Raw genomic sequence first — 25404 nt, 5'->3', positions numbered from 1 at the left:
CCACCCCCGGGTCACGGGCTCCCCCCCCGGGCGGGGGCCCGTCCTATCCCGGGGCCTCGAGCGGGCCGGGGCGCCCCCCCCCCCCCCCCCCCCCGGGGGGGGGGCCCCCCCCCCCCCGCGACTGGTCGGTGCGACGCACCTACCTGGCCGGAGACTTCCGCGCCGAGGACCTGGTCGCGGCCAAGGCCGGTCGGCGGGTGTCCGTCGTGCTCCCGGCGCGGAACGAGGAGTCGACGGTCGGCGTGATCGTCGCCGCGCTCCGGTCCGAGCTGGTCGAGCGGGTGCCACTCATCGACGAGTTGGTGGTGGTCGACTCCCACAGCGTCGACGGCACGGCGGCGGTGGCCCGCGCGGCCGGCGCCCGGGTGGTGGCGCAGGGGGACGTGCTGCCCGCGCTGGGGGACGTCCCGGGCAAGGGCGAGGCGTTGTGGAAGTCCCTCGCCGCCACAGACGGTGATGTCGTCGCCTTTCTCGACTCCGACCTGCGCGACTTCGACCCCGCGTTCGCGACCGGCCTGCTGGGACCGCTGCTCACCGAGCCCGGGGTGGTGTTCTGCAAGGGTGCCTACGAGCGTCCGCTCGACGACGGGCGAACCGTCCTGCCGGCGGGCGGGGGCCGGGTGACCGAGCTCGTCGCCCGACCGCTGCTGGCCGCCCACTGGCCCGCCCTGGCCGGGTTCGTGCAGCCGCTGGCCGGCGAGTACGCCGGGACCCGACAGGCTCTCGAGTCGATCCCCTTCGCCGGTGCGTACGGGGTGGACATCGGGATCCTGGTGGACCTGTTCGAGGCGTTCGGCCTGGATGCGCTCGCCCAGGTGGACCTGGGTCGGCGCACACACCGCCACTCGCCCGATTCGGCCCTCGCGGTGATGGCGATGCACCAGCACCTCGCGGTGCTCAGCCGCCTGCGGCGCCACGGTCGGGCACCGGATGCCCACGTCCCGGGTGACACCCTCACGCTGCATCGACGCGATCCGGTCGGGGGCGGGTTCCGCGCCGAGACCATCAACGTCTCGCCCGGCGAGCGGCCCCCGATGCGCGAGGTCCGCGAGGAGTTGACCCGGTGACCGCTACCGCGCCTCCCGCCCCGGTCCGGCCCCGGCCCTCCGCGGTCCTCGCTCCCGGCCGTGCGGCCCTGGCGGCACTCGCGACGTTCCTCGTCGTCGGCCTCCCGACGGACATCCTGCCCAATCCGATCTTCGGTCGTGAGATTCCGGTGCGTTGGTGGGAGTACCCCGTTCTCGCGGCGACGGTGCTGCTCACCGCGGCCTGGTTCGGCATCAGGTCCGCGCGCGAGACCGGCACCGCGGCCGGCGGGGGCGGGGGCGGGGCAGACCGTCCCGGCCTCGTCACGGCCGGTGTCATGACGGCGTGGTTCGCGGTGGCGTGCCCCGTGTGCAACAAGATCGTGCTGCTCCTGCTGGGTACCACCGGTGCACTCGGGGTGTGGGCACCGCTCCAGCCGTGGCTCGCAGCCGTGTCACTGCTGCTGCTCGCCGGGGCCGTGGTCTACCGCTGGCGGGCGCGTCCCTGCATGGACGGCGCGTGCGCGGTGGACGGCCGTACCGATACCGCTACCGACGCCGCGCCGCGCCGCTGAGCATCGGGGTCAGCGGGAGCACCGGCGGAAACGGTCGGGTCCTGAGCCCCGAGACGTCGAACCCGGCTTCGGCGAGCGCCTGACCGGTGTCCCGGTTCGGGCGACATCCCCCGCCGAGCCGGCTCCACACCGGCGTGATCCGGTCGGCCACGCGCCCCAGTCGGCCCTTCGCCCGCACGTGTTCGAGCAGTCGTAGCTCTCCCCCGGGGGCGAGTACCCGGTCCGCCTCGGCCAGGGCGGCCGGGACGTCGGGGACCGTGCACAGGACGAGCCCGAAGACCACCGCGTCGGCCTCGCCGTCGGCGAGCGGGAGGGACTCCGCCACCGAATCCACCACCTCGACCGGCACCGACGCACGGGCCGCGTAGCGCCGAGCGTGTGCACGGAGGTGGGGGTCCGGTTCGATCGCCACCACCCTCGTGACCTCCGGTGGGTAGTGCTGGAACGTCACGCCACTGCCCGCACCCACCTCCACGACCGTCCCCGACAGTCCGTCCACCAGCCGACTCCGAGCCCTGGCGAGTCCGACCCGCTCGAGCACCGGGCCGGCCGCCACCCAGACCCGCGCGAAGAGCGAGACATCCGACCGTTCGCGAGAGGCACCCATGAAGCGATACGGTACCGGGTATCGAAAAGTTCCGGAACCGCTCGAGGAGAGGAACGCGGAGATGACCGAGAAGACCGGACTCCCGCAGTGGGGTTCAGTTCTGGCCGTCGTCGCCCACCCGGACGACGAGTCCTTCGGCCTGGGCGCCGTGCTGTCGACCTTCGCCGACGGCGGCGCGGGCGTGGACGTCCTCTGCCTGACCCGAGGCGAGGCCTCCACGCTCCACGGCGTGGAGGGCGACCTCTCGCAGATCCGGGAACACGAACTCCGCGCCGCGGCGGACGCCCTCGGGGCGAGGCGGGTCACGTTGCGAGATCTGCCCGACGGTGGCCTGACAGACCTCGAGCCGTCCGTGCTCGACGACGAGGTCGAGCGCGCACTGGCGCGGACCCGGCCCGACGGCCTCGTCGTCTTCGACTCCACCGGGATCACCGGTCATCCGGACCACGTGGCGGCCACCGCGGCGGCCGTTCGGGCGGGGGACCGGCACGGGCTCCCCGTGGTGGCGTGGACCCTCCCGGAGAAGATCTGCCGGAGGCTCGCAGGCGAGGGGTACGCCGGATTCCTCGGTCGGCCCGGCGGCGAGATCGACCTGTCACTGACCGTCGACCGCACGGCACAACTCGCCGCTGTGGAGTGCCACCCGAGCCAGGCCGTGCCGAGCAGTGTCCTGTGGAGGAGACTGGAGCTGCAGGGCGACGACGAAAACCTGCGGTGGCTCCGACGTCCCTGACTCGTGCGGCCCCGGGCGCGCCCGGGTGCAGCACCGATGAGACTCACCACCAACGAGACGCAGTACCGAAAGGACCGCCGCACGTGGACGCCTCCGACTGGAACGCCCGATACCTCGCCCAGCCCGACGTGTGGGGGACCACCCCCGCGGCACGCATCGTCGCGGAGGTGACGGGCGCCGAGGACGCCGGCCTGCCCGTCGACACCGCGGTGGACCTGGCGTGCGGCGACGGCAGGCACGCGCGATGGTTGGCCGCGCACGGGTGGCAGGTCTCGGCGGTCGACTTCTCCGAGGTCGCGATCGACCAGGCCCGCGCCAAGGACTCCGACGACGGCCGCAGCGGCAGCGTCGACTGGGTGGTCGGCGACGCCACCACCTGGTCACCGGAGGAGTCCGTCGACCTCGTCGTCATCGGGTTCCTGCACCTGGAGATGGAGAGCCTCACCCGTGTCCTGCGCAACGCCGGCGAATGGCTGCGCCCCGGCGGGCACCTGGTGTACCTCGGACACGCCGCCGAGAACCTGCGTCGCGGCGTCGGCGGGCCGCAGGACCCGACGGTGCTCCCCGGGATCGCGGACCTGGCCCTCGGCGCCCAGGGGCTCGAGGTGGTGTCACTGCGTCACGACCTGAGGCCGGCGGGAAAGGCGACCGCGGTCGACGTGCTCCTCCACGCCAGATCCTGGGTCGACAGGTGACCCGGGAGCGTGGGGGCGCCGTTCAGACCCTCGACCGGGTGCAGCGGCGGGTCCTGACCGTTTTGGTACTGGGGCAGTTGCTCGCCGGCGCGGGACTGGCCGCCGGCGTGACCGTGGGCGCGCTGCTCGCCGAGGACCTGCTCGGCGGACCGGGCCTGTCCGGCCTGCCCGCCGCGTTGTTCACCGGCGGGTCCGCGCTCGCCGCGGTCGCCGTGGGCAAGCTGTCCCAGGCGCGGGGTCGGCGCCCCGGATTGGCCGCGGGCTTCGCGTTCGGCGCGCTCGGGGCGATCGGGATCGTCGCGGCGACGGCCATCGACTCCCTGCCGCTGCTGTTCCTATCGTTCGTCATCTACGGCTCGGGGACCGCCACCAACCTGCAGGCCCGCTACGCCGGAGCCGACCTGGCCACCCCCGAGCGCCGCGGTCGGGCACTGTCCTATGTCCTGCTGGGGACCACCGCGGGGGCCGTCGCAGGCCCCAACCTCGTGGGCCCGACGGGCGCTGTCGCCGAGTCGCTCGGCCTGCTCCCGTTGGCCGGACCGTTCCTCCTCGCGGCGGTGGCCTACGGCGGCGCGGCGCTCGTGATCTCCCTGCTGTTGCGGCCGGATCCGCTGCTCGAGGCGCGGCGGCGGGAGACGGCGGCGGTCGGCTCGGCGACCCCCTCGTCGACGTCGTCGATCACGTCGTCCCACGCCGAGGCGCCCGCCCCCGCCCGCGTCTGGACGGGCGACGTGATCACCGGAGTCGCGGTGATGGCACTGACGCAGTTCGTGATGGTCGGTCTCATGACCATGACCCCGGTCCACATGCGCGCGCATGATCACGCTGTGACCGTGGTGGGGTTGGTGATCTCCCTGCACGTGGCGGCGATGTTCCTGCCGGCGCCGCTGTCCGGTTACCTGGTGGACAGGTTCGGCACGCGCCTCGTCGCCGTCTCGGCGGGTCTGGTGCTGCTGACCTCGGGCGTGCTCGCCGCCGTGTCCCCGCCGCAGTCGACGGTGCTGGTCACCACGGCGCTGATCCTGCTGGGGCTGGGATGGAGCCTGGGTCTGGTGGCCGGCACCACCGTCCTCACCACCTCCGTTCCCCTCTCGGTTCGCGCGACCGTCCAGGGCCAGGCCGACGTGGCCGTGGCGCTGTCCGGCGCGGCGGGGGGCCTGCTCTCGGGGCTGGTGTTCGCGTGGATCGAGTTCCGCGGGCTCGGGTTCTCACTTGCTGCCCTGTCGTTGATCGTGGTGGCAGCCGTGCGACCGCGGCGTGCGGCGGGGGCCGCCCGGGTCACGGCGGGCTGACACCCTCGGCGGAGCCCCGGCGGCAGGCGTCAGCCCACGGCCACCTGCTCTGAGCGCTGCCCGGGAGGCGACTGCCCCGCCCGCTCGGCCAGGTCGACACGCCACCACACCACGAATCCCCAGATGACGAACGCCCCGTACACCAGGTAGAGCGCCGCCGACGGGTAGTACCCGGCCTTGAGCAACAGCGGCACGCCCACGATGTCGACGCCGATCCACAGCAGCCAGAACTCCGTCCACCCGCGGGCCATGCCGTAGGTGGCCAGGATCGAGCCGGTGAAGATCCACGCGTCGGCCCACGGGCCCCACGACCCGAGCTCGGAGAAGATCCAGCCGAAGACCAGGGTGCCGACGATCATCCCCAAAACGAGCCCCGCCCGCTGCCGGCCCGTGGCCCAGTGCGGATGGACCGCGACCACCCGGGCCCCCGCCTGCCCGGGGAGGGCCGCGCTGATCCGCCGGTCCCGCGACCAGCGGCACCAGCCGTAGAGCCCGACGGCGAGGAACATGACCTGCCGACCGGCCTGACCGTAGAGGTCGACATCCTGCGGGGTGTGGAAGACGCCACCGAGGAAGACGGTGAGCAGCGTGAGGTTGCCGACGATCCCCACCGGCCAGGCCCACACCACGCGGCGCATCCCGCCGATCGCGGCGGCCAGGCCGAAGACGTTGCCGATGATCTCGCGCCACAGGATCGGCACTCCGCCGATCATCAACTGCGCGTCGAGAAATTCCACGAGAAGGCTCATCGTGTGCCCCTTTCACGGGCTCAACACTTCACGGCCCAGGGCTTATTCCGCGTCGCCCACGGTTCCACGGCCGGGCCGCGGTCCCTCGGGGACACGTTGTTCTCTTCCATCCGGACTATGACCGTCGGCCCCGGGATCACACCGGGTCTGCTGACCCCCGCGCCTGTGGCCCGGCCGGACCCGATGTCCGGCCCGCCGCGTGTGCGGGGCGCTCGCGGGCTCGCCCCCGGCCATGGAGCCGGTGACATCACCGCCGGTGGGGAGTTCCACCCCGCCCTGAGAACGTGTTCCCGTTCTACTCCTGCCGAATGCGCCGCCGCAACTCGGCGGGCGGAGCGCCGCTGGCCCACGCCATCGACAAGAGCGTTCGGCGCATTCTCACTCGACCGATGGGTGCGGAACGCTCTTCTCGATGCGGGGCGGGTGCTGGTGGCCCCGCGCCTCACGACCGCGGTTCAGCCCGGGTCAGCCGATGGTCAGTTGGCCGTTCGCCTCGGTCACCGGGACCACGTCGAGCGGCCGCGGGGCCGGCGCGAGGGTGTTGCTGCCGTCGGTCGCGTCGTACTCGGCGCCGTGGAGCGGGCACCGCAGATGCAGGTCGCGGACCACCTGGACGGTCCCACCCTGATGCGTGCAGCGGGCCGAGTATGCGACGAACTCACCCTCGGTGGGCTGCGCGACGATCACCGTGGCGTCGCCGGACTTGACCTGCTTGGCGGTCCCGACGGGCACGTCCGAGGCGGGAATCGTGCTGGCCTGCACCTCGGTCGTCTGCTGCACGGTCGACGCCGGCTCCGCGGGTTGGGTCATCCCGCACGCCGAGGCGATCCCCGGCAGCAGGATGATCCCGGGCAGGGCGGCCAGGACGGTGCGGCGCTGCGTGCACGGTCCGACCGTGACGGGTGCGGCGGCGGGGTGCTCGGTCATGTGGTCCATCGTATCGGGCGCCGACGGCGGACCTAGGCTGGCGACATGACCGTCCGCCGTCTCGAGCCCCACGCCACCACGATCTTCTCCGAGGTAACCCAACTCGCGGTGCGGTTCGGGGCCGTCAACCTGGGACAGGGCTTCCCGGACGCCGATGGACCCGCGTCGATGATCGAGGCCGCGGTGCGCGCGATGCGGGAGGGCCACAACCAGTACCCGCCGGGGACGGGGGTACCCGAGCTCCGGCACGCGATCGTCGCGCACGAGACCGCGCACACGGGTCTGGTCCACGACCCGGACACCGAGGTGCTGGTGACGGTCGGCGCCACGGAGGCGATCGCGGGTGCGGTGATCGGCCTGGTGGAACCCCACGACGAGGTGGTGGTGATCGAGCCGTACTACGACTCCTACGCCGCCACCGTCGCGATGGCCGGGGCCACCAGGCGCGCGGCGAGGATGGTCCGCTCGGGCGACCGTTTCCGGCTCGACGTGGACTCTGTGCGGGCGGCGTTCTCCCCGCGGACGCGGGCGGTGCTGGTCAACTCTCCGCACAACCCCACCGGAGCGGTGCTGCCGCGGGAGGACCTCGAGCAGATCGCGGCGATGTGCCACGAGTTCGACGCGATCGCGATCTCGGACGAGGTCTACGAACACCTGACCTACGACGACAACGAGCACGTCTCGATCGCCACCCTGCCGGGGATGGCCGCGCGGACCCTGCGGATCTCGAGCGCCGGCAAGATGCTCAACTGCACCGGCTGGAAGATCGGATGGGTGACCGGGCCGGCCGAGCTGGTCGCGGGCGTCCGGGCCGCCAAGCAGTACATGAGCTACACCGCCGGCACACCGCTGCAGCTCGCCGTCGCGCACGCCCTGCGTCACGAGGACGGGTGGATCCGGGCACTACGGGGGCAGATGCAGGACCGGCGGGACCGGCTGGTCGACATCCTCACGGGCGTCGGGCTGGACCTCGCCGTCACCCAGGGGACCTACTTCCTCACCGCGGACCCGCGTCCACTCGGAGTCACCGATGCCGCGTCCTGGTGCCTGGAGCTGCCCGGACGAATCGGCGTGGCGGCGGTGCCGTTCGCGCCGTTCACCGACGCCTACTCCGACGAGTGGTCGCACCTGGTGCGGTTCGCGTTCTGCAAGCGGCCCGAGGTCCTCGAGGAGGCCGGCCGCAGGCTCCGCGCGCTCCGCGCGCTCGCGGACTGACTCCCGAAGACTGTCGCCACGAGCGTTCCGAACACGTCTACCGGGAGGCGGGTGCTCGGAACGCTCGTGACGATGACGCTGACGGCGACGGCTCCGAGGCCGGGGTGGCTCAGCGTCCGGTCGTGAGCACGATCTTGCCGACCGCGCCACGGCCGTCCATGAGCTCCAGGGCCTCGGTGGCCTGCTCCAGCGGGAACTCCGCGCCGACGAGCGGGTCGAGCTTTCCGGCGGCCAACAGCGGCTCCACCTCGGCCCACTGCTTCTGCAGGTAACCGGGGTTGCTCATCCAGTACTCGCCCCAGCCCACCCCGACAGCGCTCTTGTTCCCGAGCAGCAGTCGGTTGACCTTGACCGTGGGGATCTCGCCGCCGGTGAAGCCGATCACGAGGATCCGGCCCTCCTGTCCGAGGGACCGGATGGAGTCGGTGAAGCGGTCGCCGCCCACGGGGTCGACGACGATGTCGACTCCCTTCCCGCCGGTGAGCTCCTTCACCGCATCCTTGAAACCCTCGGGAGCGACGGCGTCGGACGCGCCGGCCTTCAGTGCCAGCTCCCGCTTGGCCTCGGAGGAGGCCACCGCGATCACGCGGGCGCCGGACGCGACGGCGAACTGCGTGGCGGCGATCCCGATTCCGCCACCCGCGCCGTGCACGAGAACCGTCTCCCCGGGCTGGAGCCGGCCACGGTGGGCGAGCGCGAAGTGCACCGTCAGGACGTTCATGGGGATCGACGCACCCTGGGCGAAGGTCATCGAATCGGGCAGCCTGAACACCTGGGAGGGGTCGGTGGAGACCACCTCGGCGAATCCCCCGAGTCCGGGGAAGGCGCACACACGGTCGCCGGCGGCGAAACCGGAGCCCTCGGGAGCGGAGCGGACCACGCCGGCCACCTCCGAGCCGGGCACGAAGGGCAGCGGTGGCGACATCTGATACTTCCCGCGGGTCTGGAGCACCTCGGGGAAGGTCACCCCCGCGGCGTGGACGTCGATGAGGACCGCTCCCGACTCCGGCTCGGGGAGGTCGACCACCTCGAGGGCGGCGGGTCCGTCATGGGATGAGATGTGGATGGCACGCATGGACCCATAGTGTCAGCCCGGACACCAGCCTCGCCGGGACAGGGCCGACCGTGTCGCGGGCCGGGGGTCACGGGCCGGTGGGCACGGGTTCCCGGGTCGGTGGGCACGTGTTCACGGATCGGTGGGCACCGGCGGGATCGGATCGGCCGCCTCCGGGCGCCGACGGAACCTCCGGCGCCGCAGGAGATGGAGGGCGAGTCCCACGGCCACCACGACCTGCCCCACCTGGAAGGCCAGCGCCATGACGATGAACTCCCGCCCGAACGTGGTCGGCAGGACCAGGAGCAACGCGCAGATGCCCAACAGCGCGACCGTGAGGATCTGGCCCCCGGCCAGCAAGCGTCGCGGGCTGGTGACGAGGCGGCCGCGGGAGAACAGCAGTACCGAGTTCAGTGCCACGAGCAGGGACACCGGCACCCCGATCTGGGCGGGGAACAGGAACAGGACCACGAACAGCGGGTGCGAGCTCAGGGTGACGGTGCCGGTGGTGAGGAACTGCGGAACGCTCCACAACGCGGTGAGAAGTGCACAGGACACGGTGATCCACGAGCCGCCCACCAGGATCCGCACCGGTCGAGGATAACCGTGCCGCCCCCGGCGCGGGGTCCCGCCCACCTCGTGGACGGCCGCTCCCCGCCGGGTCACCCGCGTGTCACTCCCTGGTCAGTGCCTCACCGATGGGGGTCTCGCCGTCGGAGAACTCGATCGTGCGACCGATGGTGTCCGGCCGTCGCAGCACGGCCGCCGTGACGGCGGCCACGACGTCCCGGCTCGTGGCACGGTCGTCGCGCTTGTCGGCGCCCACGCCGATCGACTCCCCGCCGGCGTCGTCGGTGAGCATCCCCGGACCGAGGATCGTCCACTGCAGCTCGGACTCCCGGAGATGGGCATCCGCGGCGGCCTTGGCCTGCGCGTACGGGTAGAACGAATCGTCCTCGGGTACTCCGTGGTCGGTGCGGGCCCCGTCGTAGGAGATCATGACGTACCTCTCGACGCCCTCCTGCACGGCCGCGTCCATGGAGCGGATGGCCGCGTCACGGTCGACCGCGTAGGTGCGGTCGGCGCTCCCGCCACCGGCGCCGGCGGCCCACACCACGGAGCCGCTGTCGCGCAGCACCTCGCGCAGGCCCTCCACGTCAAGCGTCTCGACATCCGCGACGACGGGAGTCGCGCCCACCTCACGGATGTCGTCGGCCTGGTCCGGATTCCGGATGACGGAGTTCACCTGGGCGCCCGCGTCCGACAGGATCCGGGCGGCGCGGAGGGCGACCTTGCCGTGGCCGCCGATGATGGTCACAGGGCGTTCGATACTCATGGCCTCCGTTGTACTCCTCCACCCCGCTCCGTGTGCCTCCTCGGTGGCGCGGTGCGGGGCGGTAGCCGGAACGCCGCCATGCGGAGACGCGCCTCACGTTTGGGTGGCTTTCCGGCCCGATCCGGTCACAACTCCACAACGACACGCCGGATGCGCCCGTGTGGGTTCGCGTCGTGTCGGACCCGACGTGCATCATGTGCACATAAGCCGGTGCTCACCGGTACACCCTCGGTTCTTCCTCGGAGTCACGCATGTCCTTGTCCCGGTCCGGGTACCTCTCGCGCTCGGCGGCGCAGGTCCCCCTCGTCATCCTCGCCGGGCTACTGGCTCTCCTGCTCGTTGCGACCGGATGCACCATCCCTGTCCCCACCGGTTCGGCCGGGGAGACCACCCCGACCGAGACGCAGGAGGCGCCGGTTCCTGCGACACTCCGGATCACCCCGGCCGACGGGTCGACGGATGTCGCCGTGGTGGACGGTGTCCGGGCCCGGGTCGAGAACGGTTCCCTGACCGAAGTGGTCCTCACCAACGACGCGGGCAAGGAGATCGAGGGCGAGTTGTCGCGGGACGCGACCTCGTGGGAGCCGGCGGTCACCCTCGGGTACGGGCGCACCTACACCCTGGACGTCACCTACCGGGGCGCGACGGGTGGCCCGAGGACCGACACGCGCACGTTCACCATGGCCAGTCCTCAGGCCATCATCAGCCCCACCCTGGTCACCCCGGGCGGTGGCGCGCTGGAGTCGGGCCGGGAGTACGGCGTCGGCATCATCGTGGGCGCCAGATTCGACCAGCCGGTGGCCGACCGCGCCGCCGTGGAGAAGCACATGACGGTCACCACCGAACCCGCGGTCGAGGGCAACTGGTTCTGGCTCGACGACGCCACCGCGCACTGGCGCCCGAGGGACTACTACGCCACCGGCACCCGGGTCCGCGTGGACCTGGACACCGAGGGCAGGAACCTCGGCGGCGGCCAGTGGGGCGGAGAGGGCGCGGAGGTCGACTTCACCATCGGTGACCGACGGGTGGCCATCGCCGACGACGTCACCAAGACGGTCTCGGTGTACCACAACCAGGAGCTGGTCAAGACCATGCCCACGTCGATGGGCAAGGGCGGGTGGGCGACCTACAACGGTGTGAGCATGCATTTCTGGACCCAGCGGGGCGTCTATACGGTCCTCGACAAGGCCAGCACGGTGCTCATGGACTCGTCGACCTACGGTCTGCCGCTGGACGTCGGCTACAAAGTGACCGTCGACCACGGTGTCCGTCTCACCAACGAGGGCATCTACTTCCACGCCCTCGCCTCGTCGATGTGGGCCCAGGGCAACACCAACGTCTCGCACGGATGCCTCAACCTCTCCCCGGATGACGCAGCGTGGTACTTCGACCAGGCGGTCGCCGGGGACATCGTCGAGGTCCGCAACACCGGCGGCCCGGAACAGGGGATCTGGCAGAACGGTGACTGGGCTGTCCCGTGGAGCACCTGGCAGAAGGGTTCCGCCGACTAGAGGGACCGGGCGATACCGTTGCCTGTCGGATGGTCGGCACGCTAATTTTGCGCGATGGAGCCCCGTTCACCCCAGACGCGTCTGCCCGGAGTCTCGATCGGCCACTGGACGGACCCGTCGGCGAAGACGGGGTGCACGGTGGTGCTGCTCCCCGAGGGGGCGGTGGCCTCACGCGAGGTGCGCGGTGGCGCCCCGGCGACCCGCGACCTCGACGCACTCGCCCCCGACAAGGCCGTGACGTCGGTCGACGCGGTTCTCCTGACCGGAGGTTCGGCGTTCGGTCTGGCCGCCGCCGAGGGGGTGATGCGGTTCCTCGAGGAGGCCGGACGAGGCGTGCCCACTCCCGGTGGACGCGTCCCGATCGTGCCGACCCTGGCGCTGTTCGACCTCGGGGTCGGCGACCCGAGGGTCCGGCCGACGGCGGAGGACGGCTACTCCGCCGCGGTCGCGGCGACCGGACCGCGATTCGAGGTGGGGCAGGTCGGCGCGGGCACCGGGGCGTTCACGTCGCAGTGGCGCGGGGTGGACAACATCCGTGCGGGCGGGATCCGGTACGCGGAGAGCACGCTGGGCGACCTGGTCGTGGGCGCACTGTGTGCGGTGAACGCCTACGGGGACGTCGACCCGGGCGGCACCGAGGTGGATTTCGACAGTGTCGCGAATCTGGTCCCGCCGTTCGACTACGCCTCCGATCGGGTCCACACCACCATCGGAGTGGTGCTGACCAACGCGAGGTTGGACAAGACCGCGTGCTTCGTCGTCGCACAGGGCGCCCACGACGGGCTCGCCCGGGCACTGACACCGCCGCACACCCGATACGACGGTGACGGTTTCGTCGCCGTGGCCACCGGCGAGGTGGCCGCCGACGTCGACACGGTCCGCCTGATGGCGCTCGACGCCGTCTCGCGGGCGATACGTTCCGCCGATCACTGACACGCCCGGCGACCCCACACGCCGGAACGGAGTCGACATTTCCGGCGATGGGCGGGACAATCGGTAGTCTCCCCGGGCACTGGCCCGTGGGCGACCCCGACGAAAGCGCAGGAGCACCTCCAGTGAGCCGAGCCGACACACCGGCCCGATCTATCAGCCCCCTTCTCGGAAGGGGGAACACCGGATGAGCATCGCGCTCTCACTACTCCTCGGAGTCGCGGTGGTCTTGGCGATCACCGCGCTCACGGGCTACTTCGTGGCCCAGGAGTTCGCGTTCATGGCCGTCGACCGCTCCCGGATGGGGGCCGCGGCGGAGAAGGGCGACCCGGCGGCGGCGCGCGTCCTCGGCGTGACCAGGCGCACGTCCTTCATGCTCTCGGGCGCCCAGCTCGGTATCACCGTCACCACCCTGGTCGTCGGCTACGTGGCCGAACCGCTCATCGGCCGCTCGATCGGCGAACTCCTCGGCCTGGCGTCCGTGCCGCAGGGAGTCGGGGTGGTGGTCGGCACGGTGCTGGCACTGCTGTTCTCGACGGTCGTCCAGATGATCTTCGGCGAATTGGTGCCCAAGAACCTGGCCATCGCCAAGCCGGAGCCGGTCGCCCGCTGGCTGGCCCGGTCCACCACGATCTACCTCGCTCTGTTCGGCTGGCTCATCGGTCTGTTCGACAAGGCGTCCGAGGCGCTGCTCAAGGCCGTCGGCATCGAGCCGGTGCACGACAAGGAACACTCCGCCACCGCCCGCGACCTGGAGCACATCGTCGCCGAGTCCGAGGAGACCGGCGAGCTGTCCGAGGAACTCAGCGATCTGCTGGACAGGATGCTCGACTTCCCCGGACAACCCGCCGAGCACGCCATGATCCCGCGGAGCCGAACCGATGTGGTCCGCGCGGAGGACACGGTCAACGAGGTCCTGTCCAAGATGGCGACCGGTCACACCCGTTACCCGGTCGTCGGCGACGACTCCGACGACGTGATCGGCATCGTGGACCTCCACGACCTGCTCTCGGTGTGCGATGACGACCAGGCCGATCTCACCGCGGTGTCCTCCCTGATGCGGGCGCCGATCATCGTGCCCACCTCCCTGCCCCTGCCGGAGGTGGCCGCCCGACTGAGTGCCGAGAAATCGGAGATGGCGGTGGTGGTGGACGAATACGGCGGCTTCGCCGGTGTCGTGACCATGGAGGACATGGCAGAGGAGATCGTCGGCGAGATCGCGGACGAGCACGATCCCCAGCTCGCCGCCGGGACCCCGGTCAGCGAGGGTCTGGGCTGGCTCCTGTCCGGCGACACCCATCTCGACGAGGTGGAGCGCCTGCTCGAGATCACCCTGCCCGAGGTGGACGCCGAGACGCTCGGCGGGCTCGTGGTCGAGACGACCGGGGACCTGCCCGAGCTGGGCGACCGTGTTGACATCCCCCTCCCCGACACGGACGTGTTGGAGGAGTTCTCCGCCGACCGGGTCCTCCGGACCGAGGTGCGCCGGATCGAACGACGCGTGCCCGCCGAACTGCACGTCGTGGTCGAGGAGGCCGCGCGATGAACCCCGCCACCTCGCTGCTCGCCGCCGAGGCCGGATCGGGCCTCATGAGCAACCCGCTCGTCGTGGTGCTCGCCACGATCGTGCTCATCGCGGCGTCCGCGTTCTTCGTCGCCGTCGAGTTCTCGCTGATCTCCGCGCGTCGCCACCGCCTCGAGGACGCCGCGGCGTCGAGCGCCTCCGCCCGGGCCGCCCTGCGCAACGCCTCCGAGCTCACTCTTCTGCTGGCGGGATCCCAACTCGGGATCACGCTGTGCGCACTGGCGCTCGGCTCCATCACCAAGCCCGCCGTCCACCACTGGCTCACCCCGGTGTTCGCCGGCTGGGGCCTGCCCTACTGGACGGCCGACGTCATCGCGTTCGTCATCGCCCTGCTCATCGTCACGTTCCTGCACCTCGTCGTGGGCGAGATGGCCCCCAAGTCGTGGTCCATCACGCACCCCGAGTACTCGGCCACGCTGTTGGCGATACCGATGCGGGGATTCCTCTGGATCACCCGCCCGCTGCTGGTGTTGCTCAACACCCTCGCCAACCGGATACTCCACCGGATCGGTGTGGAGACCCGCGACGAGGTGGCCTCCGGGCAGGACGCCGACTCCCTGCGCGAGCTCGTGCGCCACTCCGGTGAGGCCGGCACGCTCGACGACACCCACCACCGGCAGCTACTCAACGCTCTGGAGCTGCAGGAGCTCACCGTGGGCGATCTGCTGGGCGAGCGCGGGGTGGACGCTCCCGCCGCCCCGGAGGAGATGTCCTCGGTCGACGTGGACGCCTCACCCGAGGAGATCCGCGAAACGGCCCGCCGCACCGGTCACCTGCGTCTGCTGGTGATGGACAGCGACACCGCGGTGGGTGTGGTGCACGCGCGGGACGCGATCGACATCCAGTCGGCGGCCACGGCGCGGGAGCTCATGCGGCCGAGCCTGTCACTCGAGCACGACCTCTCGGTGGCCGAGGCGTTCCGCCGGATGCGGGAGGCGCGGGCACACCTCGTCGTCGTCGAACAGTCCGGCGGCCACCCCGGCACCCACGTCTCCGAGGTGAGGGGGGTCCTCACGCTGGACGACGTGGTGCGGCGCCTCCTTCCCGTGACCTCGGTCCAGGCCGCGGACCCGGGGGCCGGGGGCGGGCCCGGCAACGGGGCCGGGTGAGCCGCCGGGGTCAGAACAGTCCGATCACCCTGAGCAGGCCCCACAGCGCCAGCCCGGCCATGCCGAGCAACACCAGCAGCATCAGACCCACCGCGCCGACCGCCCGGAGCAGGTAGCCACGGGTGTCGGTGTCCACGCGCCTGCCCTCGGCGATGGTCCGGTCCACCAGGCGCAGGTTCTTGGACGTGGCCTTGTGCGCGGCGTCCGCCACGTCGCCCACGAAGGGGATCACCCCGAGGACCGCGTCGACGAGGTAGTTCCAGCCCATCCGGAACAGGATGTGGACGGGGACCCGGTTGCGGATCGCCTCCGCCAGCACCGCGGCCGCGACCACGGTCCCCAGCGCGTCCCCGACGACGGGCACCAGACCGATCACCGGGTCCAGCCCCATGCGGTACCTGGTGCCCGGTATCCGCACCAGGTCGTCCATGACGCGCGCGAGGCCGGAGGTCACGGGTGACGAGGCGGTCCGCACCACTTCGGGGGCGGGCCGCCCCGCCGCCACGGGATCGGCCACCTTCTACCGCACCGGGTCGGGTCGACTGCTGGTCATGGGGGCCGAGCCTACGGGGACGGGGGCGCCTCGCCACCGCGGCCCGGCGGCGGCCCACCGGGTATGCCCGCGTCACCGGGCGGCGACCCACCGGGCCCACCGGGCCCACCGGCCGCGCCGGCGGCGTTGTCCTCCGCGGCGGCGACACCGATCGTGATCGCGACCCGGTAGCCGTCCGCGGGGGACCCGACGACCTCGGGCATCTGCGCGTCCCACCCGTCGGAGAAGACGGTGTCGGACTCCAGGCTCACCCCGGTCATGTTCCGGACCGAGGCGCTGTACCCGGGATCGTGGGCGTAGACCGCGTCGGAGACGGCGGCGGGAAGGGCGATCTGCGAGGTGAGCCGGGCGTTCTCGCCCGCGACGGCCGAGGCCAGGGTGTCGTAGACCTCGAAGTGCAGGTGCGGCCACCGGCCGGAATAACAGGCCGGGAAGATACTGGTGAACTCCACCCGGCCGGACTCGTCGGCGGTCTGGACACCCCGGAGATAGTTCTGGTCGGTGACGCCCTCGCTGTAGAGGGAGTAGCGACCCTCGCGGTCGCAGTGCCAGAGGTAGACCGCCATCCCGGCACCCGGTGCGCAGCTTCGGGTGAGGTCCTGCAGGTCCACGGTCAGGCGCATGGGGACACCCTCCGCGGTGCCGGTCATGCCACCGAAGCTCGAGGTGATGTCCGCGCGGTGCACGCCGGACTCGACCAGGACGTTGGGCCCGTTGGACCCGTCGCCCGGGTAGGGACCGGCGGTCTCCCCCGGCGCGGCCTCGACGCACTCGCCCGCCGACGCCCCGGACGAGCCGGCGGACGCCGTCGTGGTGGTCCCGGCGGTGGCGGTTCCCGGGCTCGGGTCCGTCGCACACCCCACCGTCAGGCCCACCGCCCCCACCCCGGCGGCCCCGAGGATGCCGCGGAGCGCCGCGCGCCGGTTCATCACGGCCAGATCGTGACCGAGGCCCAGATCGTGCTCGTGCACTGCATGGTCGGGGGTGTCGACTGCGCGGGATCGTCGGTGGGTGAACATCGGGGCCTCCGGGGTGTGGTGCGCCGGCTCCTGCCGGCGGGACTGGTGAGGACGCTAGGAGTCGATGCCGGGAACACCCTGCGGGTCCGCTGGGAGTTCCCTGTACACGGGGTGGTCGACCGGCCCGTCCGGTGCGGTGGGGCGGTGATTCTGGTTTCGTGGAGAGATGACGCCCACGCCCCTGCGCCGCGGACCCCGCGGCAGCGCCCGCCGCCGACCCCGTCCCGCCGCCGGAATCGTCGCGGCCGCCCTGACGGTGGCGCTGACCGGCGCCGGGTGCGCGGCGCTGGCCGGTGACACCGGCACCGATGAACTCCAGCAGTTCCTCTCCGCGCTGAGCAGCGGCGACCTCGCGGGGGCGGCCGCCCTCACCACCGATCCGGCCGCGGCGCAGGAGACCCTCGAGGCCAACGTGCTGGCGATGGGATTCACGCCCACCCTCTCCGCCGGGACCCCGGACGGGGACCGCCGCCCGGACCGCGACCCTGTGCCGGTCGAGATCACCTGGGACATGGGGACGGCCGGAAACGACGTGCCCGACGACGACGAGGCGGGCTCCGCCCCGGCCGGCGGGACCAGCGGCGCAATGGCCGCCCCCCGCATCGTCACGACCACCGGCGAGGCACGGACCACCAAAGTCGGCGAGGACTGGAAGGTCGAGTGGGCGCCGACGATCCTCGACACCCGCCTCGAGCCGGGGGGCACCCTGGCCTTCTCCGAGATCCTGGACTACGACACCTCCGTCCTCGACCGCACGGGCGAACCGCTGCTGCAGTGGACGCCGGTCACAGCGGTGACCCTGGCGCCGGGGGCGGTGGAGTCGGCGGACGCGGTCGCGGCACTGGTGAACCCCGTGGTGCCGACGATCACCGGGCAATCGATCCGGGACGGAATGGCGGAGGCGGGGGACCAGCCGTACCAGCTCGTCGCGCTCCGACCGTCCGACATCGACCCGATCCGCGAGCAGCTCGCCGCCGTCCCGGGCGTGAGCCTGCCCGAGCAGGGCCAACTCATCCGGACCGACCGGACCCTGGACTCCCCCGCCCTCACCGGGTTGCCCAACGCCTGGACCGAGGCGCTGCAGGCGGAGGGCGGCTGGACCGCGGAGATCGTCAATCCCGACGCGGAACCGATCGAGCTCGGCAGCGCCCCGGTGGGCCGGGTCGAGGACCTCGTCTCCACCCTGCAGATCTCGATGCAGCGGGCGGCCCAGCAGGCGGTGGACGGTTCCGCTCTGGGCGCGTCGATCGTGGCGATCCAGCCCTCGACGGGCGGAATCCTGGCCGTGGCACAGAACTCCGCCGCCGACCGGCAGGGGCCGGTGTCCATGCAGGGCCGCTTCCCGCCGGGGTCGACGTTCAAGATCGTCACCACGGCCGCGGCGCTCGAGGCCGGCGTCGTGGGCCCGGACGAGGTCGTGCCCTGCCCGGCCTCGGTCACCGTGTCGGGGCGCACGATCCCCAACGACGACGACTTCGAGCTCGGCCCGGTGCCGCTGGAGACCGCCTTCGCCCGGTCGTGCAACACCAGCCAGGCCGTCATCAGCGACCGGCTGACGCCGGAGGCCATGAAGGACACGGCCGCGAAGCTCGGCCTGGGCGTCGGGTTCTTCGCCCCCGGCCTCGGAGCGGACACCTTCACCGGGTCCGTGCCCGTCACCGAGCAGGGCCCGGCCCGCGTGGAAGCGGCGATCGGGCAGGGCGAGGTGTTGGCCAGCCCGTTCGGGATGGCGGTCATGACGGCCTCGCTGGCAAACGGCGGGCGGATGATCCTGCCGCACGTCGTCGACGGGATGACCGGCGATGCCAACGACGCACCGGAACCGCTCGACCCCGGAGTCGTCGACACCCTGCGCCGGTACATGGAGCAGACCGTCCGATCGGGCACCGCGACGGCCGCCAATTCGATCCCCGGACTCGGGGGCAAGACCGGCACGGCCGAGGTCGGCACCGGTCCCGCCCACGGCTGGTTCGTCGGTTCCACCGGGGACATCGCCCTCGCGGTGCTCATCGAGGGAGCCGACTCCTCGGGGCCCGCGGTGTCGATGGCCGCCGGGTTCCTCGGCGCCGCAGGACAGCCCGCACCCCTCGCGCGCGGGTGAGACGGTAGTTTCGCGTCATGCGTCTCCCCCGCCTCCCGCTGTCCGACCTCCCCGTCCCCGGCCTCGCCCGGTTGCCGTTCGTCTCCTCCCCCTCCCCCGCGGACACCAACCGCCGGGTGCTGGTCACCGGCGGGGCGTCGGGTCTCGGTCTGGCGTTGGTCACGGCGTTCCTCGAGCGCGGCGACCGCGTGATGGTCGCGGACCTCGCGGCCACCGACGACCGGCCCGCCTCGGTCCCCGGGGATGCGCGCTATCTGCGTCTGGACGTGCGTTCCGAGGAGGAATGGCAGGCGGCGCGCGCGGAGATCGAGCAGATCTGGGGCGGCATCGACGTGCTGGTCAACAACGCGGGCATCGCCCAGGGCGGCCGCATCGAGTACCTCACCGAGGAGGACTGGCGGCTCATCACGGACATCAACCTGCTGGGTGTGGCGCGGGGCTGCCGCACCTTCGTGCCGATGCTCAAGGCGCAGGGCCACGGGCACCTGGTCAACACGGCGTCTCTCGCCGGGCTCGTACACCCGCCGACCATGGCCTCCTACACGGCGGTCAAGGCGGCCGTGGTGGCGATCTCCGAGACCCTGCGGTGGGAGCTGGAGCCGTTCGGGATCGACGTGTCCGTGCTGTGCCCGTCGTTCTTCCGCACCAACCTGGCCTCGAGCCTCAACTCCTCGGACCCCGCCGCGAGCGGATTCGCGAGCAAGCTCATCGACCGCTCCGAGCGCGGCGCGGACGAGATCGCCGCCGAGGTGATGACCGGTCTGGACGCCAAGGAGTTCCTGATCCTGCCCGACCCGGACGCCCGCAAGGCCTACCGCGGCAAGCGGTTCATGCCCGCCGCGTACGCCAGGACCATGCTCGGGATGGGGCAGAAGTTCGCCCGCGCCACCAGCGGGGGCTGACGGTCCCGCGGGCCGCCCGTCCCGGTTCCGCCGGGCACGGCCCGAGTCGGCACCGCGCCCGGGGCAAGTACCCTGCGGGGCATGACTCCCTCGCTCCCCCTCCCCTCCACAGTGATGTCCCGCGCCGATCTCGACTTCCTGCTCCACGACTGGCTGCGGGTGTCCGAGCTGTGCGGGCGTGAGCGGTACGCGGACCACTCCCGCGAGACCATCGACGCCGTGGTGGACCTGTCGGCCGAGCTCGCCGAGAAGTATTTCGCCCCGCACAACCGCAAGGCGGACCTCAACGAGCCCAGGCTCGTGGGCGAGGAGGTCGAGCTCATCCCGGAGATCGCCGAGGCGCTGCGCCGCTTCGCCGACGCCGACCTGGTGGGCGCCGCGATGGACGAGCGGGTGGGCGGGATGCAACTGCCCTACACCGCCTACCTGGCGTGCATGGCGTGGTTCTACGCGGCCAACGTCGCCACCGCGGCGTACCCGCTGCTCACCACCGGCAACGCCAACCTGTTGATCGAGCACGGCTCGGACGAGCAGATCGAGCGCTACGTCAAGCCGATGGTCGAGGGCCGGTTCACCGGCACCATGTGCCTGTCCGAGCCGCAGGCCGGCTCCAACCTCGCCGACATCACCACCCGCGCCGAGCCGCAGGACGACGGGACCTACCGGCTGTTCGGGCAGAAGATGTGGATCTCCGGCGGCGAACACACGATGTCCGAGAACATCGTGCACCTCGTACTGGCCAAGGTGCCCGGTTCGCCGGCCGGTACCCGCGGCATCAGCCTGTTCGTGGTGCCGAAGTACCTGGTCGACGAGGACGGTTCGATCGGGGAGCGCAACGACATCGTGATCACCGGCCTCAACCACAAGATGGGCTTCCGCGGCACGGTCAACACCATGCCCACCCTCGGCCAGGGCATGCACACCCCCGGCGGCCGGCCGGGCGCGGTCGGATACCTCGTGGGCGAGGAGAACACCGGCCTCAAGAAGATGTTCACCATGATGAACGAGGCCCGGCTCGGCGTGGGTCTGGGCGCCACGGCCCTCGGGTACACCGGGTATCTCAAGTCGCTCGACTACGCGCGCAACCGCCCTCAGGGGCGGACCGTCGGTGCCGATCCCTCCTCGCCGCAGGTCATGCTCACCGGGCACGCCGACGTGCGGCGGATGTTGCTGGCCCAGAAGTCCTACGTGGAGGGCGCCCTGGCGCTGGGGCTGTTCTGCGCGAGGCTCGTCGACGACGAGAAGACCGGATCCCCCGAGGAGGCCGCAGCCGCCTCCACCCTCCTGGACGTCCTCACCCCGATCGCCAAGTCGTGGCCGTCGCAGTGGTGCCTCAAGGCCAACGAACTCGCGGTACAGGTACTGGGCGGGGCCGGGTACACGATCGACTACGACGTCGAGCAGCACTACCGCGACAACCGCCTCAACCCGATCCACGAGGGCACGCACGGGATCCAGGCCCAGGATCTGCTCGGGCGCAAGGTCCTCGCCGGGGGTGGTGCCGGACTGGCCGCACTGAGCGAGCGCATCGCCGCCACCTGCGACCGGGCGGATGCGGCAGGCGGCCCGGCCGAGGAGTTCGCCGCGCTGCTCCGACCGCGGGTGACGCGCCTGATCGAGGTGACCACCGCACTCGCCGGGCTCGGGGCGACCGACCCGGAGGCGTTCCTGGCCGACGCCACCGAGTACCTCGAGGCCGCCGGTCACATCGTGATCGCCTGGATCTGGCTCGAGCAGGTGCTCGCCCTGGGCGGTCGGGTCGACGACGACACCGACGGGTTCGCCGCCGGGAAGAGGCAGGCCGCGGCGTACTTCCTCCGGCGCGAACTGCCCGTCGTGGATGCGAAGTTCGACCTACTGTCGGCGGGCGACCGCACCACCCTGGACATGCGCGACGACTGGTTCTGACCGGCGGGGTCGCCCGCCGGGCGGGGGCTCAGCGGGCGACCAGGGCCCAGCGGGCGACCGGGCGGAGCACGGCGGGTCAGGCGGCGGTGGACGCGGTGAGGACGCCGTCCAGTTCCTCGAACGCCTCGGTCCAGCCGTCGTGGACACCGTGTTCGGAGCCGCGGTCGTCGGGGTGACGAGCCATGTGGAAGGTCATCAGGGTGCGTCCCTCGCCCGCCTCGGCGAGGTCGACCGTGATGACGGGGACGTCGTCCCCGCGCTCGTCATCCGGGCTGCCCCAGGTGAACCGGAGCCGCTCGGGCTCGCGGACCTCGAGGTACTCGCCCGCGGTGGGCCACTCGCCGCCGGTCGGGTCGATCATGAGGTAGGTGTAGCTCCCTCCCTCACGGAGGTCGATCGAGACGCTCTCCGCGGGGGTCGTGACCTCGTGCGGGTGCCACCAGCGGGCGGCCAGGGCCGGATCCGTCCACGCGCGCCAGAGGGTCTCGCGTGGGGCGTCGAATGTGCGGGTGATGGTGAATTCCGGGACGGACATCGTGTCGTCACTCCTTCGATCGAGGCGTGCGTCCTCGATCCGTGGGGTCGGCGTGCCCGGGCCGGATGTCGGCGAGCACGTCGTCGAGTCGGTCGAACTTCTGCTGCCACAGCGCGCGGTTGCGCTCGACCCAGTCCGTGGCGGCGTCCAGCGGTTCCGGCCGGAGCGTGCACACCCGCCACTGGGCGCGCGTGCTGCGCTCGATGAGACCGGAGGTCTCCAACACCCGGAGGTGTTGAGAGATGGCGGGTGCACTGATGTCGAACGGTTCCGACAACTCGCCCACAGTGGCCGGCCCGGCGCTGAGCCGCTCGAGGATCCCGCGACGTGTGGGATCGGCGAGCGCCTGGAACACCCGGGACAGCGGATCACCGGCCTGCTTCAATTCACTCATTCCTTAATTAGGCGATAGCTTAAGTATCCACCGTGGGGCGCCGATGTCAACCCCCTCCGCCACTTTCACGACACACCGATCCCTCACTCCGCACGGGTGCGGTGGCTGGCTGCGGGACCTGGCGACACGAAGAGGCCCGGGCCGACGCTGTCGCGTCGACCCGGGCCTCGGTGTTGCTGAATGGTCGGGTGGTCAGGGCCTCCCGGGGTTCAGCGGTCTCACTCCTCGGGAACCATGACCTCATCGATGAGGTAGACCGTGGCGTTGGCGGTCTCGACGCCACCACAGATCACGTTGGCACCGTTGACGGTGATCTCGTCACCGGAGCCCATGACCTCGACGTCCGCGCCGTTCAGCGTGGTCTGCATGCCCTCGATCTCGTCAGGGGTGATCTGACCCTCGACCACGTGGTAGGTCAGGATGCTGGTGAGCAGCTCGGGATCGGTCTGCAGCGCCTCCATCGTGGCGTCGTCGACCTGCGCGAACGCGTCGTCGACCGGCGCGAACACGGTGTACTCACCGTTGTTGAGCGTGTCGACCAGGTCGACCTCCGGGTTCACCCCGCCCGACACGGCGGCCGTGAGGGTGGTGAGCAGCGGGTTGTTGGAGGCGGCGGTGGCGACCGGCTCCATGGCCATGCCGTCGACCGAGCCCGGTCCGTCCGGGTTTGCCTCGGCGTAGTCCGCACACCCGGGACCGACCAGCATGCCGGCCGGCTCCGCCATGGGAGAGGTCTCTTCGGTGGTCATCTCGGAGGTCATGGGGGCGGACGTGGTGCCCTCGGCCTCCATGCCGCCTTCGTCGTCCGCGCAGCCGGCCAAGACGAGGCCGCTCACGGCAGCCGCCGCCGCGATCGATGCCATACGGCGGGAGATCGTGATGCTCATTGTGTTGGTCCTTTCAACAGAGCCTTGCGTGCTGGGTCAAGGGTTCTTCGGCACTGCTGTCGAGCCGGATGGGTGACCCCCGGAACATTTCTTTCGAACCGTCCGGCGGGGCCTGTGCTCCGAACTCCTGATGTGGACATGAACCAGCCCCGACCCCGCGTGACGGCCCAGATCTCCGCGGGGATCCTCTCGACCGGCATCGCCCTCGCGGTCGGTCACGCGATCGCGGGACTGGTCGCCCCCGGGTCGTCGCCCTTCCTGGCGGTGGCCGACTCCGTCGTCGACCGCGCACCCGCGGCCGTCCGCGAGGCCACCATCGACGCGCTCGGTACCGCGGACAAGCCCGCGCTGCTGATCAGCCTCGCCGGCATCCTCGCGGTGCTGGGCGTGGTGGTCGGCCTGATGGAGCGTCCGCGCCGCCCGATCGGTTCCCTCATCATCGTCGCCCTCGGTCTCACGGGGACGCTCGCCGCGGTGACGCGTCCGACGGCCGGGCCCGCGTGGGCGCTGCCGACGCTCGTGGGCACCGCCTTCGCCGTGGTGGCGCTGCGCCTGATGATCGGCGCACTGTTCCCCGCATCCGGCGCCCGGGCAGGTGACGGGCACGGGGACGGGGACACCTCGAACGGGGACACTTCGGACGAGATCGCCCCCGCCACGAGTCCGGGCCCGGATCGACGGCGCTTCCTCGTGCTCGCCGGGTCGGCCGTGGCCGTGATCGCGGCGGCGGGCGCGACCGGGGTGGCACTGACCCGCCGCGCGGCCGACGCGCTCGCCGAGCGCACGGGCCTCCAGCTGCCACGGGTGTTGAGCCGCAACGCCGCCCCACCGGTCCCGGAGGGGATCGTTCCCGATGCCCCCGGGGTCACCCCGTTCCTCACGTCCAACGAGGACTTCTACCGCATCGACACCGCGCTGCGCGTCCCCGCGCTGACCACCGCCGACTGGCGGCTGCGGATCCACGGGATGGTGGAGAGGGAGATCGAACTGGACTGGCAGTCACTGACGAGCCGGGAATTCCTGGACCGGATCGTCACCCTGACCTGCGTGTCCAACGAGGTCGGCGGCAACCTCGCCGGCAACGCGACCTGGACCGGCTTCCCGATCGCCGAGCTGCTCGCCGAGGCCGGCCCCCTTCCCGAGGCCGACATGCTGCTCTCGACCTCCGTCGACGGGTGGACGGCGGGCACCCCGCTCGAGGCCCTCACGGACGGCCGGGACGCCCTGCTGGCCGTCGGGATGAACGGCGAACCCCTGCCGCTCGAGCACGGGTACCCGGTCCGGCAGGTCGTGCCCGGCCTGTACGGCTACGTCTCCGCCACCAAGTGGGTGGTGGACTGGGAGGTCACCCGATTCGACCGCGCCAGCGCCTACTGGACCGACCGGGGGTGGGGTGAGCGGGGACCCATACTCACCGCGAGCCGGATCGACAGGCCCGCCCCCCTGGCCCAGCTGGAGCCCGGCCCCGTCGTGGTGGCCGGGACGGCATGGGCCCAGCGCCGGGGCATCGACCGGGTGGAGGTGCAGGTCGACGACGGTCCGTGGAACGAGGCGACGCTCGCCGAGGAGTACTCGATCGACACCTGGCGCATGTGGTCGTGGACCTGGGACGCCGAGCCCGGCCTGCACACGCTGTCGGTCCGGGCGACCGACTCGACCGGTGAGGTGCAGACGGAGACCCGACAACCGCCGATCCCCACCGGGGCCACGGGCTGGCACAACCGCACGTTCCGGGTGTCGGGGACATGACCGTCCTCGACAC

The 25404-nt window shown here is 71.7% G+C and carries 25 protein-coding genes and 1 riboswitch; of the genes, 14 read left to right on the top strand and 11 right to left on the bottom strand.

All coding sequences use genetic code 11. The features are described from left to right. Window positions 1-128 precede the first annotated feature (128 nt). Both ABIE38_RS14505 and ABIE38_RS14500 read left to right on the top strand, forming a co-directional pair. On the top strand, window positions 129-1067 hold the full coding sequence (locus ABIE38_RS14505; RefSeq protein ID WP_354057444.1) for a glucosyl-3-phosphoglycerate synthase: 939 nt from the start codon (window positions 129-131) through the stop codon (window positions 1065-1067). Beyond that, window positions 1064-1600 (top strand): hypothetical protein, encoded by a 537-nt coding sequence (locus tag ABIE38_RS14500; protein WP_354057442.1) that lies wholly within the window; start codon window positions 1064-1066, stop codon window positions 1598-1600. The genes ABIE38_RS14505 and ABIE38_RS14500 overlap by 4 nt, the downstream gene beginning before the upstream one ends. On the opposite strand, the gene ABIE38_RS14495 is transcribed toward ABIE38_RS14500, so the two are convergent. Next, window positions 1575-2207, bottom strand: a complete 633-nt coding sequence (locus ABIE38_RS14495) for a class I SAM-dependent methyltransferase (RefSeq protein ID WP_354057440.1) — start codon at window positions 2205-2207, stop codon at window positions 1575-1577. The two genes, ABIE38_RS14500 and ABIE38_RS14495, sit on opposite strands and share 26 nt — an antisense overlap. Before the next feature lie 61 nt (window positions 2208-2268). Here ABIE38_RS14495 and ABIE38_RS14490 point away from each other — a divergent pair, with 61 nt between their 5' ends. The 3 genes from ABIE38_RS14490 to ABIE38_RS14480 all read left to right on the top strand — a co-directional run bounded on the left by ABIE38_RS14490 (window position 2269) and on the right by ABIE38_RS14480 (window position 4927). Beyond that, window positions 2269-2940 (top strand): PIG-L family deacetylase, encoded by a 672-nt coding sequence (locus tag ABIE38_RS14490; RefSeq protein ID WP_354057439.1) that lies wholly within the window; start codon window positions 2269-2271, stop codon window positions 2938-2940. A gap of 83 nt (window positions 2941-3023) precedes the next feature. Next, complete coding sequence (locus ABIE38_RS14485) at window positions 3024-3635, top strand: class I SAM-dependent methyltransferase (protein WP_354057437.1); 612 nt, start codon at window positions 3024-3026, stop codon at window positions 3633-3635. After that, window positions 3632-4927, top strand: a complete 1296-nt coding sequence (locus tag ABIE38_RS14480; RefSeq protein ID WP_354057435.1) for an MFS transporter — start codon at window positions 3632-3634, stop codon at window positions 4925-4927. The genes ABIE38_RS14485 and ABIE38_RS14480 overlap by 4 nt, the downstream gene beginning before the upstream one ends. Before the next feature lie 29 nt (window positions 4928-4956). Here the strand turns inward: ABIE38_RS14480 and ABIE38_RS14475 are convergent, their stop codons facing one another. Further along, window positions 4957-5676, bottom strand: a complete 720-nt coding sequence (locus tag ABIE38_RS14475; RefSeq protein ID WP_354057433.1) for a nicotinamide mononucleotide transporter family protein — start codon at window positions 5674-5676, stop codon at window positions 4957-4959. Between the two features lie 94 nt (window positions 5677-5770). Further along, a riboswitch (FMN riboswitch) is annotated at window positions 5771-5964 on the bottom strand. A gap of 177 nt (window positions 5965-6141) precedes the next feature. Further along, the gene (locus tag ABIE38_RS14470; RefSeq protein ID WP_354057431.1) at window positions 6142-6603 is read right to left on the bottom strand and encodes a Rieske (2Fe-2S) protein; all 462 of its coding nucleotides are present in this window, start codon (window positions 6601-6603) and stop codon (window positions 6142-6144) included. A gap of 45 nt (window positions 6604-6648) precedes the next feature. On the opposite strand from ABIE38_RS14470, the gene ABIE38_RS14465 reads away from it, so the two are divergent. Then, the gene (locus ABIE38_RS14465; RefSeq protein WP_354057429.1) at window positions 6649-7818 is read left to right on the top strand and encodes a pyridoxal phosphate-dependent aminotransferase; all 1170 of its coding nucleotides are present in this window, start codon (window positions 6649-6651) and stop codon (window positions 7816-7818) included. A gap of 109 nt (window positions 7819-7927) precedes the next feature. Here the strand turns inward: ABIE38_RS14465 and ABIE38_RS14460 are convergent, their stop codons facing one another. The 3 genes from ABIE38_RS14460 to ABIE38_RS14450 all read right to left on the bottom strand — a co-directional run bounded on the left by ABIE38_RS14460 (window position 7928) and on the right by ABIE38_RS14450 (window position 10208). Next, complete coding sequence (locus ABIE38_RS14460; protein WP_354057427.1) at window positions 7928-8893, bottom strand: NADPH:quinone oxidoreductase family protein; 966 nt, start codon at window positions 8891-8893, stop codon at window positions 7928-7930. Window positions 8894-9004: 111 nt separating this feature from the next. Continuing rightward, window positions 9005-9538, bottom strand: a complete 534-nt coding sequence (locus tag ABIE38_RS14455; RefSeq protein ID WP_354057425.1) for a hypothetical protein — start codon at window positions 9536-9538, stop codon at window positions 9005-9007. 7 nt (window positions 9539-9545) lie between these two features. Further along, complete coding sequence (locus ABIE38_RS14450; RefSeq protein WP_354057423.1) at window positions 9546-10208, bottom strand: NAD(P)H-binding protein; 663 nt, start codon at window positions 10206-10208, stop codon at window positions 9546-9548. A 251-nt stretch (window positions 10209-10459) separates the two neighbouring features. On the opposite strand from ABIE38_RS14450, the gene ABIE38_RS14445 reads away from it, so the two are divergent. From ABIE38_RS14445 to ABIE38_RS14430, 4 genes are all read left to right on the top strand, one after another. Beyond that, window positions 10460-11719 (top strand): L,D-transpeptidase, encoded by a 1260-nt coding sequence (locus tag ABIE38_RS14445; protein ID WP_354057421.1) that lies wholly within the window; start codon window positions 10460-10462, stop codon window positions 11717-11719. Window positions 11720-11773: 54 nt separating this feature from the next. Continuing rightward, window positions 11774-12652 carry a P1 family peptidase gene (locus ABIE38_RS14440; protein ID WP_354057419.1) on the top strand — a complete coding sequence of 293 codons (879 nt, stop codon included), beginning with the start codon at window positions 11774-11776 and terminating at the stop codon, window positions 12650-12652. 184 nt (window positions 12653-12836) lie between these two features. Further along, window positions 12837-14195: a hemolysin family protein gene (locus ABIE38_RS14435; protein ID WP_354057417.1), complete on the top strand. Its 1359-nt coding sequence runs from the start codon at window positions 12837-12839 to the stop codon at window positions 14193-14195. Further along, window positions 14192-15343, top strand: a complete 1152-nt coding sequence (locus ABIE38_RS14430) for a hemolysin family protein (RefSeq protein WP_354057415.1) — start codon at window positions 14192-14194, stop codon at window positions 15341-15343. The genes ABIE38_RS14435 and ABIE38_RS14430 overlap by 4 nt, the downstream gene beginning before the upstream one ends. 10 nt (window positions 15344-15353) lie before the next feature. Here the strand turns inward: ABIE38_RS14430 and ABIE38_RS14425 are convergent, their stop codons facing one another. Both ABIE38_RS14425 and ABIE38_RS14420 read right to left on the bottom strand, forming a co-directional pair. Further along, complete coding sequence (locus tag ABIE38_RS14425; RefSeq protein WP_354057413.1) at window positions 15354-15860, bottom strand: DUF4112 domain-containing protein; 507 nt, start codon at window positions 15858-15860, stop codon at window positions 15354-15356. Between the two features lie 47 nt (window positions 15861-15907). Then, window positions 15908-16915, bottom strand: coding sequence for a dioxygenase family protein (locus tag ABIE38_RS14420; RefSeq protein WP_354057412.1), 1008 nt, complete (start codon window positions 16913-16915; stop codon window positions 15908-15910). 166 nt (window positions 16916-17081) lie between these two features. Between ABIE38_RS14420 and ABIE38_RS14415 the strand changes: the two genes are divergently transcribed. The 3 genes from ABIE38_RS14415 (at window position 17082) to ABIE38_RS14405 (ending at window position 21826) form a co-directional block, all read left to right on the top strand. Further along, complete coding sequence (locus ABIE38_RS14415) at window positions 17082-19016, top strand: penicillin-binding transpeptidase domain-containing protein (RefSeq protein ID WP_354057410.1); 1935 nt, start codon at window positions 17082-17084, stop codon at window positions 19014-19016. Window positions 19017-19033: 17 nt separating this feature from the next. Further along, window positions 19034-19918 (top strand): SDR family NAD(P)-dependent oxidoreductase, encoded by an 885-nt coding sequence (locus tag ABIE38_RS14410; protein ID WP_354057407.1) that lies wholly within the window; start codon window positions 19034-19036, stop codon window positions 19916-19918. 81 nt (window positions 19919-19999) lie between these two features. Next, window positions 20000-21826: an acyl-CoA dehydrogenase gene (locus ABIE38_RS14405; RefSeq protein WP_354057405.1), complete on the top strand. Its 1827-nt coding sequence runs from the start codon at window positions 20000-20002 to the stop codon at window positions 21824-21826. Between the two features lie 76 nt (window positions 21827-21902). On the opposite strand, the gene ABIE38_RS14400 is transcribed toward ABIE38_RS14405, so the two are convergent. The 3 genes from ABIE38_RS14400 to ABIE38_RS14390 all read right to left on the bottom strand — a co-directional run bounded on the left by ABIE38_RS14400 (window position 21903) and on the right by ABIE38_RS14390 (window position 23642). Beyond that, window positions 21903-22361: an SRPBCC family protein gene (locus ABIE38_RS14400; protein WP_354057403.1), complete on the bottom strand. Its 459-nt coding sequence runs from the start codon at window positions 22359-22361 to the stop codon at window positions 21903-21905. Between the two features lie 7 nt (window positions 22362-22368). Further along, the gene (locus ABIE38_RS14395; protein ID WP_354057401.1) at window positions 22369-22755 is read right to left on the bottom strand and encodes an ArsR/SmtB family transcription factor; all 387 of its coding nucleotides are present in this window, start codon (window positions 22753-22755) and stop codon (window positions 22369-22371) included. 218 nt (window positions 22756-22973) lie between these two features. Beyond that, on the bottom strand, window positions 22974-23642 hold the full coding sequence (locus ABIE38_RS14390; protein ID WP_354057399.1) for a fasciclin domain-containing protein: 669 nt from the start codon (window positions 23640-23642) through the stop codon (window positions 22974-22976). Between the two features lie 138 nt (window positions 23643-23780). Between ABIE38_RS14390 and ABIE38_RS14385 the strand changes: the two genes are divergently transcribed. Further along, the gene (locus ABIE38_RS14385; RefSeq protein WP_354057397.1) at window positions 23781-25391 is read left to right on the top strand and encodes a molybdopterin-dependent oxidoreductase; all 1611 of its coding nucleotides are present in this window, start codon (window positions 23781-23783) and stop codon (window positions 25389-25391) included. The last annotated feature ends 13 nt before the right edge of the window (window positions 25392-25404 follow it).

Origin of the sequence: Dietzia sp. 2505 (assembly GCF_040546785.1) — a bacterium.
Lineage (GTDB): Bacteria > Actinomycetota > Actinomycetes > Mycobacteriales > Mycobacteriaceae > Dietzia.
This window is presented reverse-complemented; position numbering and strand designations above follow the sequence as displayed.

Bases quoted from the DNA above. Each gene is read 5' to 3' on its own strand.
- ABIE38_RS14465 (WP_354057429.1), top strand. From the start codon at position 6,649: ATGACCGTCCGCCGTCTCGAGCCCCACGCCACCACGATCTTCTCCGAG.
- ABIE38_RS14390 (WP_354057399.1), bottom strand. From the start codon at position 23,642: ATGAGCATCACGATCTCCCGCCGTATGGCATCGATCGCGGCGGCGGCT.
- ABIE38_RS14445 (WP_354057421.1), top strand. From the start codon at position 10,460: ATGTCCTTGTCCCGGTCCGGGTACCTCTCGCGCTCGGCGGCGCAGGTC.
- ABIE38_RS14490 (WP_354057439.1), top strand. From the start codon at position 2,269: ATGACCGAGAAGACCGGACTCCCGCAGTGGGGTTCAGTTCTGGCCGTC.
- ABIE38_RS14415 (WP_354057410.1), top strand. From the start codon at position 17,082: ATGACGCCCACGCCCCTGCGCCGCGGACCCCGCGGCAGCGCCCGCCGC.
- ABIE38_RS14395 (WP_354057401.1), bottom strand. From the start codon at position 22,755: ATGAGTGAATTGAAGCAGGCCGGTGATCCGCTGTCCCGGGTGTTCCAG.
- ABIE38_RS14420 (WP_354057412.1), bottom strand. From the start codon at position 16,915: ATGTTCACCCACCGACGATCCCGCGCAGTCGACACCCCCGACCATGCA.
- ABIE38_RS14495 (WP_354057440.1), bottom strand. From the start codon at position 2,207: ATGGGTGCCTCTCGCGAACGGTCGGATGTCTCGCTCTTCGCGCGGGTC.
- ABIE38_RS14400 (WP_354057403.1), bottom strand. From the start codon at position 22,361: ATGTCCGTCCCGGAATTCACCATCACCCGCACATTCGACGCCCCACGC.
- ABIE38_RS14470 (WP_354057431.1), bottom strand. From the start codon at position 6,603: ATGACCGAGCACCCCGCCGCCGCACCCGTCACGGTCGGACCGTGCACG.
- ABIE38_RS14435 (WP_354057417.1), top strand. From the start codon at position 12,837: ATGAGCATCGCGCTCTCACTACTCCTCGGAGTCGCGGTGGTCTTGGCG.
- ABIE38_RS14410 (WP_354057407.1), top strand. From the start codon at position 19,034: ATGCGTCTCCCCCGCCTCCCGCTGTCCGACCTCCCCGTCCCCGGCCTC.
- ABIE38_RS14430 (WP_354057415.1), top strand. From the start codon at position 14,192: ATGAACCCCGCCACCTCGCTGCTCGCCGCCGAGGCCGGATCGGGCCTC.
- ABIE38_RS14475 (WP_354057433.1), bottom strand. From the start codon at position 5,676: ATGAGCCTTCTCGTGGAATTTCTCGACGCGCAGTTGATGATCGGCGGA.
- ABIE38_RS14385 (WP_354057397.1), top strand. From the start codon at position 23,781: ATGAACCAGCCCCGACCCCGCGTGACGGCCCAGATCTCCGCGGGGATC.
- ABIE38_RS14440 (WP_354057419.1), top strand. From the start codon at position 11,774: ATGGAGCCCCGTTCACCCCAGACGCGTCTGCCCGGAGTCTCGATCGGC.
- ABIE38_RS14460 (WP_354057427.1), bottom strand. From the start codon at position 8,893: ATGCGTGCCATCCACATCTCATCCCATGACGGACCCGCCGCCCTCGAG.
- ABIE38_RS14405 (WP_354057405.1), top strand. From the start codon at position 20,000: ATGACTCCCTCGCTCCCCCTCCCCTCCACAGTGATGTCCCGCGCCGAT.
- ABIE38_RS14450 (WP_354057423.1), bottom strand. From the start codon at position 10,208: ATGAGTATCGAACGCCCTGTGACCATCATCGGCGGCCACGGCAAGGTC.